The following is a 14,806-nucleotide window of genomic DNA, read 5'->3' as shown; positions in this document are numbered from 1 at the left end:
AATCTACCGGTGAATGGCGACAAACAATCGATGATTCGCCAACTGGCGGGGTGCGCGGACATCGGGAAGGCTCTATATGACAGGCGAAAATAGTTAATCGCAGTGACGCCCGCATCCGGCGGACTTTCAGGCTTTTTGATGGACCAACCTCAATCGTTCGACGGCGCCGACGTTCCTGATCCTCCTGCCGGGGGACCGCTGGAGCGAGCCACGCTGATGGGCACGCTGGCGCATCTGTGGCCCTATATCTGGCCGGGCGACCGCTTCGACCTGAAGATGCGCGTGGTGTGGTCGCTTGTGCTGCTGCTCGCTGCCAAGCTGATCACGTTGACGGTGCCGTTCAGCTTCAAATGGGCGACGGATGCGCTGACGGGGGCCAACACCGCGCCGGTGCAGGCGGACAATTGGCAGCTCTGGGTGATTGCCTCGCCGCTGCTGCTCACCGCGAGCTACGGGGTGATGCGCATCCTGATGGCGCTGCTGACACAGTGGCGCGACGGCATCTTTGCGCGCGTCGCCATGCACGCGGTGCGCAAGCTCGCCACCATCACCTTCGTCCACATGCACGAGCTGTCGCTGCGCTTTCATCTCGAGCGCAAGACCGGCGGCCTGACGCGCGTGCTCGAGCGCGGCCGCGAGGGCATCGAGGTCATCGTGCGCATGGTGATCCTGCAGCTGATCCCGACCATCGTCGAGGTCTCGCTGCTGATGGCCGTGCTGCTTTGGCAGTTCGACTGGCGCTACGTGGTCGCGACGCTGATCACGGTCGCGGTGTACATGTACTACACCTACATCGCGACCGAGTGGCGGATCGGAATCCGCCGCAAGATGAACGATTCCGATACCGAGGCGAACACCAAGGCGATCGACTCGCTGCTCAACTACGAGACCGTGAAGTATTTCGGCGCCGAGGCGCGCGAGGCGCAGCGTTACGACCGCTCAGTGGCGCGCTACGAGGAGTCAAGTATCCAAGCCTATACCTCGCTCGCCGTGCTCAACACCGGCCAGGCCGTGATCTTCACGCTCGGCCTGACCGTGACCATGCTGATGTGCGCGATCGGCGTGCGCAACGGCACCAACACGGTCGGCGATTTCGTGCTGGTCAACGCCATGATGATCCAGCTCTACCAACCCCTGAATTTCATGGGCATGGTCTATCGCGAGATCAAGCAGGCGATCATCGACATCGAGAAGATGTTCAATGTGCTGGGCCGCGAGGCCGAGATCAAGGACGCGCCGGATGCGCAGCCGCTGGTCATCTCCGCCGGCACCGTGCGCTTCGAGGACGTGCGCTTTGCCTACGAGCCGACGCGCCCGATCCTCAAGGGCATCAACTTCGAGGTGCCGGCCGGCAAGACCGTCGCGATCGTCGGCCCGTCCGGGGCGGGCAAGTCGACGATCTCGCGCCTCTTGTTCCGCCTCTACGACGTCTCAGGCGGCAAGATCCTGATCGACGGCCAGGACATCCGTGCGGTGACGCAGGATTCACTTCGCGCATCCATCGGCATGGTGCCGCAGGATACCGTGCTGTTCAACGACACCATCCGCTACAACATCCGCTATGGCCGCTGGGATGCGACCGACAGTGAGGTCGAAGAGGCGGCGCGGCTGGCGCAGATCGACCAGTTCATCCGCATGTCGCCGAAGGGCTACGAGACCCAGGTCGGCGAGCGCGGGCTCAAACTGTCCGGCGGCGAAAAGCAGCGCGTCGCGATCGCACGCACCGTTTTGAAGGCGCCGCCGATCCTGGTGCTGGACGAGGCGACCTCGGCGCTCGATACCCATACCGAGCACGAGATCCAGGGCGCGCTCGACCGGGTGGCGAAGAATCGCACCTCGCTGGTGATCGCGCACCGCCTTTCGACCATTGTTGGGGCCGACGAGATCATCGTGCTGGATCAGGGCCGCATCGCCGAGCGCGGCACCCACGCCAAGCTACTCGCGCACGGCGGCCTCTATGCCAGCATGTGGAACAGGCAGCGCGAGGCCGAGGCGGCGCGCGAGAAGCTGGCCAAGATGGCCGACACCGGCGAGGCCCCCAACCGGGAGCCGCCGCCGGTCAATGACGCCCTGACCGCGCCTGCAGCGGCGGAGTGACCTTGTCTCCGGTCCCAACTCTGGCCTAAACAAGCCCGCGCGGCGACCCGCGCCATTCACTCCGACCGGCAGATAGCGATGTCCATTCTCGATTCGATCCAGCGTCAGATCCCACCGATCCACAAGGAGGGCTACCCCTTCATCGGCGGCTTCGCGCTGGCAAGCCTGGTCCTGTTCTGGCTGTGGTCGCCGCTGGGCTGGATCGGCACGATCCTGACCGTGTGGTGCGCGCTGTTCTTCCGCGATCCCGTGCGCGTGACGCCGGTGCGCGAGGGGCTGGTGGTGTCCCCGGCCGACGGCCGCGTCTCGATGATCACCATGGCGTTGCCGCCGGCCGAGCTCGGGCTCGGCGACCGGCCGTTGCCGCGCATCTCGGTGTTCATGAGCGTCTTCAATTGCCACGTGAACCGCGCTCCCGTCGCGGGCAGGGTGGACCGCATCGCCTACCGCCCAGGTCTCTTCATCAACGCCGAGCTCGACAAGGCCAGCGAGGACAATGAGCGCAATTCGCTGGTGATCTCGACACCCACGGCGCGGATCGGCGTGGTCCAGATTGCGGGGCTTGTCGCCAAGCGCATCGTCTGCTTCGTCAGGGAGGGCCAGGCGATCGGCGCCGGCGAGCGGTTCGGCCTGATCCGCTTCGGCTCGCGGCTCGACGTCTATCTGCCCGTGGGCACCAAGACGCTGGTCTCGGAAGGGCAGACCGCCATCGCCGGCGAGACGATTTTGGCCGACCTTGCCGGCGAGGACCTCAGCCGCGCCTTCCGCGCCAATTAACCAATAAGTCGGCCCATGAGGGCCTTCCGCCGCAATGGCGGAGGGGGGCGCGGCTTGCTATATCTCGCCTTGAGGTGAGGACGAGCCATGACGCCCTATGATTTCAAAGACCCCGACACGCGCCGCCGGCGGTTCCGCCCGATCCCGGTGCGGATGTTGGTGCCGAACGTCATCACGCTGCTGGCGATCTGCGCCGGCCTGACCTCGATCCGGCTGTCGATCGAGGGGCGGATGTCGCTCGCCGTCTACGCCATCGTGTTCGCGGCCGCGCTCGACGGCATCGACGGCCGCATCGCGCGCATGATCAAGGGCCAGTCCAAATTCGGCGCCGAGCTCGACAGTCTCGCCGATTTCGTCAATTTCGGCGTCGCACCCGGCCTGATGCTGTATTTCTGGCAGCTGCACGAGCTCGGCAATGCCGGCTGGATCGCCGCCATGGTGTTCGCGATTTCCGGCGGCCTGCGTCTGGCGCGCTTCAACGCCACCATGGACGATCCCAACAAGCCGGCCTTTGCCGCCAATTTCTTCACCGGCGTGCCGGCGCCGGCTGGCGCGATCACGGTGCTGCTGCCGATCTACGTCGCGTTCCTCGATCTCGGCCGCACACCCGCGGCGGTGACGGCGGCCTATACGCTGCTGATCGCCTTCCTGATGGTGTCGCGCCTGCCGGTGTTCTCCGGCAAGACCAAGCGCATGCGCGTGCCGCCGGAGCTGGTGCTGCCGGCTTTCGTCGCCGTGATCGTTTTCATCGCACTGCTGATCGCCTATCCCTGGCACGTGCTGTCGATCGGCACGGTGCTGTATCTTCTCGCTTTGCCGCTCGGCTACAAATCCTATCGCGACCAGGCGCGCGCAATGGAAGCCACGGCGCCTGCGGGAGGCGAGGTCTCATCGCCGCCTTCGGCGCCGACGCTGGCGAATTTGTCGGAGCCGCCGCAGGATGACGACCGGCCCGGACGGCTGCACTGAACGGCGAGGGGCGGATATCTGCCATGATGGTGCGCTGAGTTGGGTCGAGGCCCGATCTCGGCTATATCGCCCTGATGCCGGCGGCAACGCGTAATCAACCGCCGCCAATCTGGGAGAGAACGCCGTGACCAATTCCGCGACCGGGCCGCTGCCCGCTTCCGTCCTCGAAGCGCTGGGCCGCTATGACACGCCGACGATCTGCAATGCCATGGAGATCGTGGCGCCCGAGCGCCGGCTGATCGGCTACACCACCAAGCAATTGGTCTGCCCGTTCCCTGACCTGCCGCCGATTGTCGGCTATGCCCGCACGGTTGCGATCCGCTCCGTGCTGAAATCCTCGCTTGCACCGGAAGAGCAGTCCAAGCGCCGCATCGAATATTACGAATATGTCGGCACCGGCCATGGCCCGCGCATCTCGGTGATCCAGGACATCGACGGTCCCGATGTCGGCTACGGCGCGTTCTGGGGCGAGGTGCAGAGCAATGTACACAAGGCGCTCGGCTGCCTCGGCGTCATTACCGACGGCTCGATCCGCGACATCCCGCAATGGGCACCTGGTTTCCAGGCGCTGGCCGGCTCGATCGGCCCCTCGCATGCCTGGGTGCATGCGGAAAGTTTTGGCGGCGAGGTGCGCGTTGCCGGCATGACCGTGAGGTCGGACGATCTGATTCACGCCGACCAGCATGGCGCCATCGTGATCCCGCTCGATGTCGCCGCAAAGCTGCCCGAGGCCGCCGAGCTCTGCGGCCGCCGCGAGACGCCGATCCTCGAGATCGCCCGCAGCCCCGACTTCTCGCTGGAGAAGCTGAAGGCCGCGCTGAGGCGCTCGGCGGAGATTCACTGACGCGACTGAACGGCCTACGGCCGCGACGACGGCCGTAGGCTACCCTGTTCCGTCAGAAAGAGCGCGGCCTGATCCGGCTCGCCAAACACCGCGGCGGCGCATCCGATCAGGGTGAAGCCGCCGGCGAAGTCCCACAGGGTGATGCCTTCCACATCGTCCGGGACGTGAAGCAGGCGCGCCAGGATGACGGCGAAGGCGGCCTCGACAAAGAGCAGGGCGCTGAACACCGGCAGGACGAGCTCGGGTTCAAGCAGATGGAGCGCCAGCACCGCGGGAAGCGCGGTGAGAAGACTGAACAACGTCAACATTGCAGATCGGCTCCTGCGATGGAGCATGCCGTACGGCGATAGAATACTGCATGATCCCTCGTCGCGGATGTGGCGCAGGGCCGCAGTCGGAGGGTGCATAATGAAGATGAATGACAAGACGGTGCTGATCACCGGCTCGACCGACGGTGTCGGCCGCTACGTCGCTCGCCGGCTGGCCGAAGCCGGTGCAACGGTCCTGATCCATGGCCGCGACGCCGCGCGCGCTAACACGCTGATCGACGAAATCGTGAAGGCCGGCCACGCCGCGCCGACCTTCTACCAGGCCGACCTGTCGTCGATGGCAGCGACGCGTGCGCTCGCCGAGGCGGTGAAGCGCGATCACCCGCGTCTCGACGTCTTCATCAGCAACGCCGGCATCGGTTCGCAGAACGACGGTCCGCAACGGCAGGTCAGCGGCGACGGTCACGAACTGCGCCTTGCCGTGAACTATCTCTCCGGCTTCCTGCTCGCTCATCTGTTGTTGCCGCTGCTGAAAACCGCGGCGCCGTCGCGCATCGTCAACGTCGCTTCGCTCGGCCAGCATCCGATCGATTTCGAAGATGTCATGATCACGAAGGGCTACAGCGGATCGCGCGCCTATGCGCAGAGCAAGCTCGCGCAGATCATGTTCACGGTCGATTTCGCTGAAGAGCTCAAGGACGCCGCCATCACCGTGAACTCCCTGCATCCGGCGACCTACATGAACACGACGATGGTGCGTGCCGGCGGCATCGCGCCGATCTCGACCGTGGAGCAGGGCGGCGCGGCGATCCTGCACCTGGTCGAGGGCGATGACGTCGCGGGCCGAAGCGGCCTGTTCTTCAACGGCATGAACGAGGCGCGCGCCAATCCGCAGGCCTATGATGCCGACGCGCGCAGGCGCATGCGTGCGCTGAGCCTGGCGTTGACGGGCCTGTCGTCCTAGCGCGCTTGTTATGGTTAGCAAAACGTTGAGATTCCTGCCGGCAGCCGGCCAAGCCGGTGGACTTTCGGCGCGCTGCGCCGGTCTCGTGCGCCGGCTCAACTTAACCTTTACGCGGCTTTAAGGGCGGCGCTCTAGGGTCTGCAAATGCGGTTCGGGTTGGGCCGCGCCAGCGGCCAGGATGGCCGTTGTTGCGTACGTGTTGGAGTCGGTTATGGATATCGCAACACTTGTCGGCTTGGCCGCGGGCGCCGTTGTTGTGTCGACCCTGATCTTGATGGGCGGCAGCTTCGGGATGTTTTACGATATCCACGCCGTCATCGTCATCTTCGGCGGTTCGTTCGCCGCAACGATGATCCGCTTTCCATTGTCTGCGATGATCCACGGCGTGCCGCTGGGGGCCAAGTTTGCCTTCACCCTGAGCCGCCTTTCGGCCCACGACCTCGTCGACGAACTCGCTCGCATCGCGGAGATCGCTCGCAAGCAGGGCCCGGTCGGGCTGGAAAAGGTCGAAACCGACGAGCCGTTCCTCGCCAAGGGCATCCGCTACGTCGCCGACGGCTACGACCTCGACTTCATTCGCGACAATCTGGAGCGCGACCGCGACAACTTCCTGATGCACCTCGACGAAGGCAGCAAGATCTATCGCGCCGTCGGCGACTGCGCCCCTGCGTTCGGGATGATCGGCACGCTGCTCGGCATGGTGCAGATGTTCTCCAACATGTCGGATCCTTCCAAGCTCGGTCCGTTCATGGCCACCGCGCTGCTGGCGACGCTGTACGGCGCCGTCGTCGCCAACCTGGTCTGCTTGCCGATTGCCGACAAGCTGCATGGCAAGCTGCTCGACGAAGAGACGAACCGCACCCTGATCATCGACGGCATCCTGATGATCCGCGACTCCAAGAGCCCGACCCTCGTGCGCGAGATGCTGCTGGCCTATCTGCCGGAGAAACACCGCCACGCCGAGGGAGAGCCGGTGCCGGCCTAAGGTCGCCCGCCGGGATTTTGAGAGATGGCCAAGAAGAAACGCGCGGGCGCACATGGAGGCCACGGCTGGTTCGTGACCTTTGCCGACCTGATGGCGCTGCTGCTGGCGTTCTTCGTGATGCTGGTCGCGTTCTCCACGCAGGATGCCAACAAGCTGAAGATCGTCGCGGGCTCGATGCGCGAGGCGTTCGGCGTGCAGAGCGAAGCGCGCTACTCCGGCATCGTCGAATCGGACGGTCTGCCGACCCGCCCGCGGCTCAAGAACGTCGACCACATCCAGCCCGAGGATGCCTCCAACACGCCGACCCCGGATCAGGAGGACCGCGACAAGACGTCCGGGGCGAAGATCAAGGTCGACCGCAATTTCGCGCTCGCCGCAGCCTCGCTGCGCCAGGCGTTGCAGGACATGCCGGAGCTGACCGAGATATCCAAGCATGTCATGTTCGAGGAGACCAAGCAGGGCCTCAACCTGGAGATCGTCGATCAGGACGGCCGCTCGATGTTCGCCGACGGCTCCAAGGTGCCTTATGACCGCACCCGCCGTCTGGTCGAGAAGCTCGCGGTCCCGCTCAAGGCGACGCCGCTCCGCGTCTCCATCGCCGGCCACACCGCGGCCGGCTTCGTGCCGTCCCGCAGCGACTACGGCGCCTTCGACCTGTCGGCCGACCGCGCCAATGCCGTGCGTCAGATCCTCGAACGCGAGGGCCTGCCGCCGTCGCACATCTTCGCCGTCTCCGGCAAGGCGGACACCCAGCCGCTGTTTCCGGACGATCCGTCGCTCGCGGCCAACCGGCGGGTGACCATCACCCTGATGCGCGAAGATCCGCCGCTGCCGCCGAATCTGAAGCCCTAAATTAGTCCTCTTGCGCTACCATCCTACCTGAGGCATGTCGTCGCGCGGACGCCGAGCGTGGCCGCACCGTCACAGCATCCTGCGCAGTGCCTGCTATGGTGTGCCGATTGACAGGCGCGCAGGAAGCGTCAAAAGGCGCCGGATCAATTCCAGGGAAGAAGCGTTTTCCATCTTCATGACGGCGAGCATCACACAGGCCGAGACCCAGGACGGGCAACCGGTCACTTCAGGTTTTTGGGCCCTTACGCTCGGGAGCATCGGCGTCGTCTTCGGCGATATCGGCACCTCGCCCCTGTACGCATTCCACGAGGCGGTCAAGGCCGCGGCCCATGGTACGCCGGTCTCGCGGGTCATCGTGCTCGGCGTGCTCTCGCTGATCCTGTGGGCGCTGCTGATCGTCGTCACCGCCAAATACGTGCTGCTGCTGCTGCGCGCCGACAATAACGGGGAGGGCGGCACGCTCTCCCTGATGGCACTCGGCCAGCGCGCGCTCGGGCGGCGAAGCTGGGTTCTGCTCGCGCTCGGCGTGGTCGGCGCCTCCATGTTCATCGGCGATTCCATGATCACGCCGGCGATCTCGGTGCTGTCGGCGGTGGAAGGCCTGAAGCTCGCAACCCCCGCGCTCGAGCACTATGTCGTGCCGCTCACCGTCCTCATCCTGGTGCTGCTGTTCGCGGTCCAGAGCAAGGGGACCGCGCTGGTGGCCTCGGCCTTCGGGCCGGTGATGGTGGTCTGGTTCACCGTCATCGCGGTGATGGGGGCCGTCCACATCGCCGACGATCCCTCGGTGCTGGCGGCGATCAATCCCTACTACGCGGTACAGTTCGTGCTGTCGCACGGCACGATTGGCCTCGTGACGCTCGGGGCCGTGTTCCTGGCGGTGACCGGGGGCGAGGCGCTCTATGCCGATCTCGGCCATTTCGGCCGCAAGCCGATCCAGTCGGCCTGGATGTTCTTCGTGCTGCCCGCGCTCCTGATCAACTATTTCGGGCAGGGGGCGCTGGTGCTGTCCGACCCCAGCGCGATCGAGCATTCATTCTACCGCATGGTGCCAGAGAGCCTAGTCCTGCCGCTGGTCGGGCTTGCGACCGCGGCGACCGTGATCGCGAGCCAGGCGGTGATCACCGGTGCCTATTCCCTGGTCTATCAGGCCGTCCAGCTCGGCCTGCTGCCGCGTTTCGAGGTCCGTTATACCTCCGAGACCCATGCCGGCCAGATCTATCTGCCGCGGGTGAACCGGCTGCTGCTGATCGGCGTGATGCTGCTGGTGCTGCTGTTTCACACCCCCAGCAATCTGGCCTCGGCCTACGGCATCGCGGTCTCCACCACCATGGTCGCCGACGGCATCATGGGCTTCGTCGTGATCTGGAAATTGTGGAACTGGCGCGCGGCCACCGCTGCAGCCGTGATCGTGCCCTTCGTCGTCGTCGACCTGAGCTTCTTCAGCGCCAATCTCTTGAAGCTGCTCGAGGGTGCCTGGGTGCCGCTGCTGTTCGGCGCGGCCATGGCGGGGACGATCTGGACCTGGCGGAAGGGCTCCGGGATTCTGACCCAGAAGACGCGCCGGATCGAGGTGCCGCTGGACGATCTGATCCGGAGCCTCGAGAAGCGGCCCCCGCATATCGTCAAGGGGACCGCGGTATTCCTGACCAGCGATCCCGCCTTCGTGCCGACCGCGCTGCTGCACAATCTCAAGCACAACAAGGTGCTGCACGAGCACAACGTGGTCCTGACCATCGAGACCGCGCATACGCCGCGGGTCGATCTGTCGGAGCGGTTCCGCATGGAGAAGATCAGCGACAAGTTCTCCAAGGTCCGTCTGCGCTTCGGCTTCATGGAGCAGCCGAACGTGCCCAAGGCGCTGGCGATCGCGCGCAAGCAGGGTTGGCAGTTCGACATCATGTCGACGTCGTTCTTCGTGTCACGAAGGTCGCTGAAGGCTTCGGCGCAGTCGGGCATGCCGCTGTGGCAGGATCATCTATTCATCGCGCTGAGCCGGTCCGCCAACGACGCCACCGACTATTTCCAGATCCCCACCGGCCGGGTGGTTGAAGTCGGAACCCAGGTCACCATCTAGAACGCAACCGTCATAGTCATGCGAATCTGCATGGCTAAGGCCCGGAATCGGGCTAGGCTATGCCGGTGGCGCAGGACTATAAGCCGCGCGCTCTTCCGCCGTTGTGCAGTGAAGCATTTTTAGAGGCCACCGGGCTCTCCCATGACAAGTGACGTAGCGATTTCCGCCCCGGAAACGGCGGCGGCCAATGGGCATGGCGACACTCACACCACCGCTGGTTTTGGTGCGCTGACGCTCGGCAGCATCGGGGTGGTCTATGGCGATATCGGCACCAGCCCGCTCTACGCGTTCCGCGAGGCGGTGATGGCGGCCTCGGGCGCAGAGGGGGTGCCGACGTCGGCAGCGGTGCTCGGTGTGCTCTCCCTGATCCTGTGGGCGTTGATTGTCGTGGTGACGCTCAAATACGTCGTGATCCTGCTCCGCGCCGACAATAACGGCGAGGGCGGCACGCTGGCACTGATGGCGCTGGCCCAGCGTGCGGTCGGCACCGGCGGGGCGACTATCGTCCTGCTCGGCATCATCTCGGGCGCGCTGTTTTACGGCGATGCCGTGATCACGCCGGCGCTCTCGGTGCTGTCGGCGATCGAAGGCATGAAGGACGTTACCCTGACGTTCGAGCCTTATATCGTGCCGCTGACCGTCGTGATCCTGGTCTGCCTGTTCGCCGTGCAGTCGCGCGGCACCGCCCGCGTCGCCGCGTTCTTCGGCCCGATCATGTGTGTCTGGTTCGCGGTCATCGCGGCGGCTGCAATTCATCCGATCATCCAGCAGCCGCAGGTGCTGCTCGCTCTGAACCCGCTCTACGCGGTGTCTTTCATGTTCCACCACGGCATCATCGGCTTTGTCACGCTGGGCGCCGTGTTCCTGGCGGTCACCGGCGCCGAGGCGCTCTATGCCGATCTCGGCCATTTCGGCAAGCGGCCGATCCAGTTCGCCTGGCTCTCCATCGTGCTGCCGTCGCTGGCGCTGAACTATCTGGGGCAGGGCGCGCTCGTCCTCAGCGACCCCGGCGCGATCGTCAGCCCGTTCTTCCAGCTGTTCCCGCAAGGCTTCGTCCGCGGCTGCATGGTGGTGCTCGCCACCATGGCGACCGTCATCGCCAGCCAGGCGGTGATCACCGGCGCCTATTCGCTGACGCGCCAGGCGATCCAACTCGGGCTGCTGCCGCGCTTCGAAATTCGCCATACGTCTGAAGCCCATTCCGGACAGATCTTCATCCCGCGTATCAACCAGCTCCTGCTGCTCGCCGTGGTGCTGCTGGTGCTGCTGTTCCGCTCGTCCAGCGCATTGGCCTCGGCCTATGGCATCTCCGTCACCGGGACCATGGTGGTCACGGCGATGATGGGCTTCGTCGTGATCTGGAAGGGCTGGCGGTGGAAGCCGCTTGCGGCCGCAGCGCTGATCGCCCCGTTCCTGTTCCTCGACCTGACCTTCCTGACCGCGAACCTGCTCAAGGTGTTCGAGGGTGGCTGGATGCCGCTGGCGCTCGGCGCGCTCATCATCATCCTGATGTACACGTGGCGGCGCGGCAGCCGGCTGCTGTTCGAGAAGTCGCGCAAGCTCGAGTTCCCGCTCGCTGACCTCGTGGCGATGCTGGAGAAGCGACCGCCGCAGCGGGTGCCCGGCACCGCCGTGTTCCTGACCTCGGACCCGCTCAGCGCGCCGACCGCACTGATGCACAGTCTGAAGCACTACAAAGTGCTGCACGAGAAGAATGTCATCCTCACCATCGAGACCGCGCAGACCCCGCGGATCGACCCGGCCGAGCGCGTGAAGCTGGAGCAGATCTCGCCGACCTTCTCCAAGGTGACGCTGAAATTCGGCTTCATGGAATCGCCCAACGTGCCGAAGGCGCTGGCGATCGCCCGCAAGCTCGGCTGGCAGTTCGACATCATGTCGACCTCGTTCTTCCTGTCGCGCCGGGCGCTCAAGCCCGCGGTGCATTCCGGCATGCCGCGCTGGCAGGATCGGCTGTTCATCTCGCTCAGCCGCTCCGCCAACGACGCTACGGACTATTTCCAGATCCCCTCCGGACGCGTGGTCGAGGTCGGAACGCAGGTGACGATCTAGGCCCAGGATTCAAGGCGCGCTTCACGTCGCTGCGATTTAGCTTTAACTTGCGCCGTGTGGCTCAAGCCTTTGTAGCGCTTGATTTTCGTGAGCCGAGAGGCGAGGTTGCCCGCCGGCCGGAACAGGTTCGGCTGGCAGGCGCGACGTTGGAGGATGATGTGGCAAACCAGGTACAGGATCTGACCCCGGACGAGGTCTCCAAAGGTGTCGCGGACGGGCGCTATCTGCTGGTCGACGTTCGCGAGCCGAACGAGGTGCAAGCCGAGGCCTATCCTTACGGCGTCGTGGTGCCGCTCTCGACCTTCGATCCCAAGGCGATCCCCGATCCCCAAGGCAAGGAGGTCGTGTTCGCTTGCCGCTCAGGCAAGCGCTCGGTGACGGCCTCGCTCGCGGCGCAGGCGGCGGGCCTGCCTTACGACAAGCATCTGGCCGGCGGCATGCTGGGCTGGAAGGCGGCCGGTCTTCCCAGCAAGGTCGGTGGCTGATCGGCCCGATGTCCAAGAGCGCTTCCCTGAACGAGGTCTTCGCCGACCTTCCCGTCACCATCTTCGAGGCGATGTCGCAGGCCGCGCGCGACAATGCCGCCATCAATCTCGGCCAGGGCTTTCCTGATGATCCCGGCCCCGAGGACATCCGCCGCGCCGCGGCCGATGCCTCGCTGAACGGCTATAACCAGTACCCCTCGATGATGGGCCTGCCGGAATTGCGGCAGGCGATCGCGACCCATTACGGCCATTGGCACGGCCTCAAGCTCGATCCGATGAGCGAGGTGATGGTCACCTCCGGCGGCACCGAGGCGCTGACCTCGGCCATCCTTGCGGTGGTGCAGCCCGGCGACGAGGTGGTGTGCTTCCAGCCGGTCTATGATTCCTATTTGCCGATCATCCGCCAGGCCGGCGGCATTCCGCGCCTGGTACGGCTCGAGCCGCCGCACTGGCGACTGAATGAAGACATGCTGAAAAGCGTCTTCAATTCAAAGACCAAGGCGGTGCTGTTCAACAATCCCTTGAATCCGTCCGCGGTGGTCTATCCGCGCGAGGATCTCGAGCTGCTGGCGCGCTACTGCCAGGAATTCGACGTCATCGCGATCTGCGACGAGGTCTGGGAGCATGTCACCTTCGACGAGCACAGGCACATCCCGCTGATCACCATGCCGGGCATGCGCGAGCGCACCATCAAGGTCGGCTCGGCCGGCAAGATCTTCTCGCTGACCGGATGGAAGATCGGCTTCGTTTGCGCCGCGCCGCCGCTGCTCCGCGTCGCCGCCAAGGTGCACCAGTTCCTGACCTTCACCACCGCGCCGAACCTGCAGGCCGCCGTCGCCTACGGCCTCGGCAAGCCCGACGAGTATTTCCTGTCGATGCGCAAGGATCTGAGCCGGAGCAGGGACCGCCTGACCAGGGGGCTGGAGAGCCTCGGCTTTCCCGTCCTGAAGTCGCAAGGCACCTACTTCCTCACCGTCGACCTGTCGCCGCTCGGGCTGAACGAGAGCGACACCGAGTTCTGCTGGCGGATCGTGAGGGATTACAAGGTCGCGGCGATTCCGGTCTCCGCCTTCTACGAGCAGGACCCGGTGACCTCGGTGGTCCGCTTCTGCTTTGCCAAGAAGGACGAGACCCTCGACACCGCGCTGGAGCGGCTGTCGGACGCGGTGCGCGGACGCAAGAGGTAGATGATGAACGTCAGCCGCTCCGGTTTCGGCCTTGGTCTCGCGATCGCCGCAGCGCTGACGTTCCTTTCGCAAGCGGCGACTGCCGAGGAGCGGGTCGTCAACTTCTACAACTGGTCCAACTACATGGCGCCGGATGTCCTGGAGGCCTTCACCAAGGAAACCGGCATCAAGGTGGTCTACGACACCTTCGATGCCAACGAGACGCTGGAGACGCGCCTGATGGCCGGCAAGTCCGGCTACGACGTCGTGGTGCCCACCGCCTATTTCCTGCAGCGCCAGATCAAGGCCAACATCTTCCAGAAGCTCGACAAGGCGAAGCTGCCGAATTTGGCCAATGCCTGGCCGATGGTGAACCAGCGTCTTGCGACCTACGATCCCGGCAACGTCTACGCCGCCAACTACATGTGGGGCACGACGGGCATCGGCTACAACGTCGCCAAGCTGAAGCAGATCCTCGGGGCTGACGCGAAGATCGACAGCTGGGACATCGTCTTCAAGCCGGAGAACCTTGCAAAATTCAAAGACTGCGGCGTGCACATGCTCGACTCCGCCGACGACATCTTTCCGGCGGCGCTGAACTATCTCGGGCTCGATCCGAACTCGACCAAGCAGGCGGACCTTGAGAAGGCCGCCGATGCCGTCGCCAAGGTCCGGCCCTCCGTGCGCAAATTCCACTCGTCGGAGTATTTGAGCGCGCTCGCCACCGGCGAGATCTGCTTCGTGGTCGGCTGGTCCGGCGACATCATGCAGGCCCGCGCCCGCGCGGCCGAAGCCAAGGGTGGCATCGAGATCGGCTACGCCATTCCGAAGGAGGGCGCGCAGATGTTCTTCGACAATCTCGCGATCCCCGCGGATGCCAAGAACGTCAGCGAAGCCTACGAGCTGATCAACTATCTCTACCGCCCGGACGTCGCCGCCAAGAACTCGGACTTCCTGTCCTACGCCAGCGGCAACCTCGCCAGCCAGAAGCTGGTCGATCCGAAAATCCTTGGCGACAAGAACATCTATCCGGACGAGACGACGCTCGCAAAACTGTTCGTCATCACCGCGCGCGAGCCGGCGACCCAGCGGATCATCAACCGGCTCTGGACCAGGGTGAAGACGGGGCGGTAGCGGGGCGGCGACCAGCCTCGAATCCAAAACCTGCAAAACAACCCCATGCACAGTAGAACCGCGCCCGCCGCGTTGTCGGCGGTAGCGGCGCTCAAGTCACGATGCGAATTGGCCTAA

Annotated in this window: 13 protein-coding genes; 12 read left to right on the top strand and 1 reads right to left on the bottom strand. The window is 64.9% G+C overall.

Going from position 1 to position 14,806, the window contains the following annotated elements; translation table 11 throughout:
- The first annotated feature begins 138 nt into the window (after nt 1-138).
- From IVA79_RS16155 to IVA79_RS16140, 4 genes are all read left to right on the top strand, one after another.
- On the top strand, nt 139-2,097 hold the full coding sequence (locus IVA79_RS16155; RefSeq protein WP_247554313.1) for an ABC transporter ATP-binding protein/permease: 1,959 nt from the start codon (nt 139-141) through the stop codon (nt 2,095-2,097).
- Between the two features lie 54 nt (nt 2,098-2,151).
- Nucleotides 2,152-2,874 (top strand): phosphatidylserine decarboxylase, encoded by a 723-nt coding sequence (locus IVA79_RS16150; RefSeq protein WP_346658180.1) that lies wholly within the window; start codon nt 2,152-2,154, stop codon nt 2,872-2,874.
- Nucleotides 2,875-2,961: 87 nt separating this feature from the next.
- Nucleotides 2,962-3,843, top strand: coding sequence for a phosphatidylcholine/phosphatidylserine synthase (locus IVA79_RS16145; RefSeq protein ID WP_247554309.1), 882 nt, complete (start codon nt 2,962-2,964; stop codon nt 3,841-3,843).
- Between the two features lie 124 nt (nt 3,844-3,967).
- Complete coding sequence (locus IVA79_RS16140; RefSeq protein ID WP_247554307.1) at nt 3,968-4,687, top strand: RraA family protein; 720 nt, start codon at nt 3,968-3,970, stop codon at nt 4,685-4,687.
- A 14-nt stretch (nt 4,688-4,701) separates the two neighbouring features.
- Here the strand turns inward: IVA79_RS16140 and IVA79_RS16135 are convergent, their stop codons facing one another.
- The gene (locus tag IVA79_RS16135; protein WP_247554304.1) at nt 4,702-4,995 is read right to left on the bottom strand and encodes a hypothetical protein; all 294 of its coding nucleotides are present in this window, start codon (nt 4,993-4,995) and stop codon (nt 4,702-4,704) included.
- A 100-nt stretch (nt 4,996-5,095) separates the two neighbouring features.
- On the opposite strand from IVA79_RS16135, the gene IVA79_RS16130 reads away from it, so the two are divergent.
- From IVA79_RS16130 to IVA79_RS16095, 8 genes are all read left to right on the top strand, one after another.
- Nucleotides 5,096-5,920 (top strand): SDR family NAD(P)-dependent oxidoreductase, encoded by an 825-nt coding sequence (locus IVA79_RS16130; RefSeq protein WP_247554301.1) that lies wholly within the window; start codon nt 5,096-5,098, stop codon nt 5,918-5,920.
- A 211-nt stretch (nt 5,921-6,131) separates the two neighbouring features.
- Nucleotides 6,132-6,905, top strand: coding sequence for a MotA/TolQ/ExbB proton channel family protein (locus IVA79_RS16125; protein ID WP_247554298.1), 774 nt, complete (start codon nt 6,132-6,134; stop codon nt 6,903-6,905).
- 24 nt (nt 6,906-6,929) lie between these two features.
- Nucleotides 6,930-7,757 carry a flagellar motor protein MotB gene (locus IVA79_RS16120; protein ID WP_247554295.1) on the top strand — a complete coding sequence of 276 codons (828 nt, stop codon included), beginning with the start codon at nt 6,930-6,932 and terminating at the stop codon, nt 7,755-7,757.
- A gap of 175 nt (nt 7,758-7,932) precedes the next feature.
- Nucleotides 7,933-9,834 carry a potassium transporter Kup gene (locus tag IVA79_RS16115; RefSeq protein ID WP_247554292.1) on the top strand — a complete coding sequence of 634 codons (1,902 nt, stop codon included), beginning with the start codon at nt 7,933-7,935 and terminating at the stop codon, nt 9,832-9,834.
- 141 nt (nt 9,835-9,975) lie between these two features.
- On the top strand, nt 9,976-11,904 hold the full coding sequence (locus IVA79_RS16110; RefSeq protein WP_247554290.1) for a potassium transporter Kup: 1,929 nt from the start codon (nt 9,976-9,978) through the stop codon (nt 11,902-11,904).
- Between the two features lie 158 nt (nt 11,905-12,062).
- Nucleotides 12,063-12,389, top strand: a complete 327-nt coding sequence (locus IVA79_RS16105) for a rhodanese-like domain-containing protein (RefSeq protein WP_247554287.1) — start codon at nt 12,063-12,065, stop codon at nt 12,387-12,389.
- Nucleotides 12,390-12,397: 8 nt separating this feature from the next.
- Nucleotides 12,398-13,576: an aminotransferase gene (locus IVA79_RS16100; RefSeq protein WP_247554285.1), complete on the top strand. Its 1,179-nt coding sequence runs from the start codon at nt 12,398-12,400 to the stop codon at nt 13,574-13,576.
- Nucleotides 13,577-14,689, top strand: a complete 1,113-nt coding sequence (locus IVA79_RS16095) for a polyamine ABC transporter substrate-binding protein (protein ID WP_247554280.1) — start codon at nt 13,577-13,579, stop codon at nt 14,687-14,689. It begins immediately after the preceding gene.
- Nucleotides 14,690-14,806 lie beyond the last annotated feature (117 nt).

It is taken from the genome of Bradyrhizobium sp. 138 (assembly GCF_023074075.1).
Lineage (GTDB): Bacteria > Pseudomonadota > Alphaproteobacteria > Rhizobiales > Xanthobacteraceae > Bradyrhizobium.
Note: the sequence above shows the minus strand (reverse complement) of the source record. Positions and strands in the feature narration are given on the sequence as shown.

Excerpts from the sequence above, each read along its gene's own strand:
- IVA79_RS16155 (WP_247554313.1), top strand. The coding sequence starts at position 139 with ATGGACCAACCTCAATCGTTCGACGGCGCCGACGTTCCTGATCCTCCT.
- IVA79_RS16145 (WP_247554309.1), top strand. The coding sequence starts at position 2,962 with ATGACGCCCTATGATTTCAAAGACCCCGACACGCGCCGCCGGCGGTTC.
- IVA79_RS16135 (WP_247554304.1), bottom strand. The coding sequence starts at position 4,995 with ATGTTGACGTTGTTCAGTCTTCTCACCGCGCTTCCCGCGGTGCTGGCG.
- IVA79_RS16130 (WP_247554301.1), top strand. The coding sequence starts at position 5,096 with ATGAAGATGAATGACAAGACGGTGCTGATCACCGGCTCGACCGACGGT.
- IVA79_RS16125 (WP_247554298.1), top strand. The coding sequence starts at position 6,132 with ATGGATATCGCAACACTTGTCGGCTTGGCCGCGGGCGCCGTTGTTGTG.
- IVA79_RS16120 (WP_247554295.1), top strand. The coding sequence starts at position 6,930 with ATGGCCAAGAAGAAACGCGCGGGCGCACATGGAGGCCACGGCTGGTTC.
- IVA79_RS16115 (WP_247554292.1), top strand. The coding sequence starts at position 7,933 with ATGACGGCGAGCATCACACAGGCCGAGACCCAGGACGGGCAACCGGTC.
- IVA79_RS16110 (WP_247554290.1), top strand. The coding sequence starts at position 9,976 with ATGACAAGTGACGTAGCGATTTCCGCCCCGGAAACGGCGGCGGCCAAT.
- IVA79_RS16100 (WP_247554285.1), top strand. The coding sequence starts at position 12,398 with ATGTCCAAGAGCGCTTCCCTGAACGAGGTCTTCGCCGACCTTCCCGTC.
- IVA79_RS16095 (WP_247554280.1), top strand. The coding sequence starts at position 13,577 with ATGATGAACGTCAGCCGCTCCGGTTTCGGCCTTGGTCTCGCGATCGCC.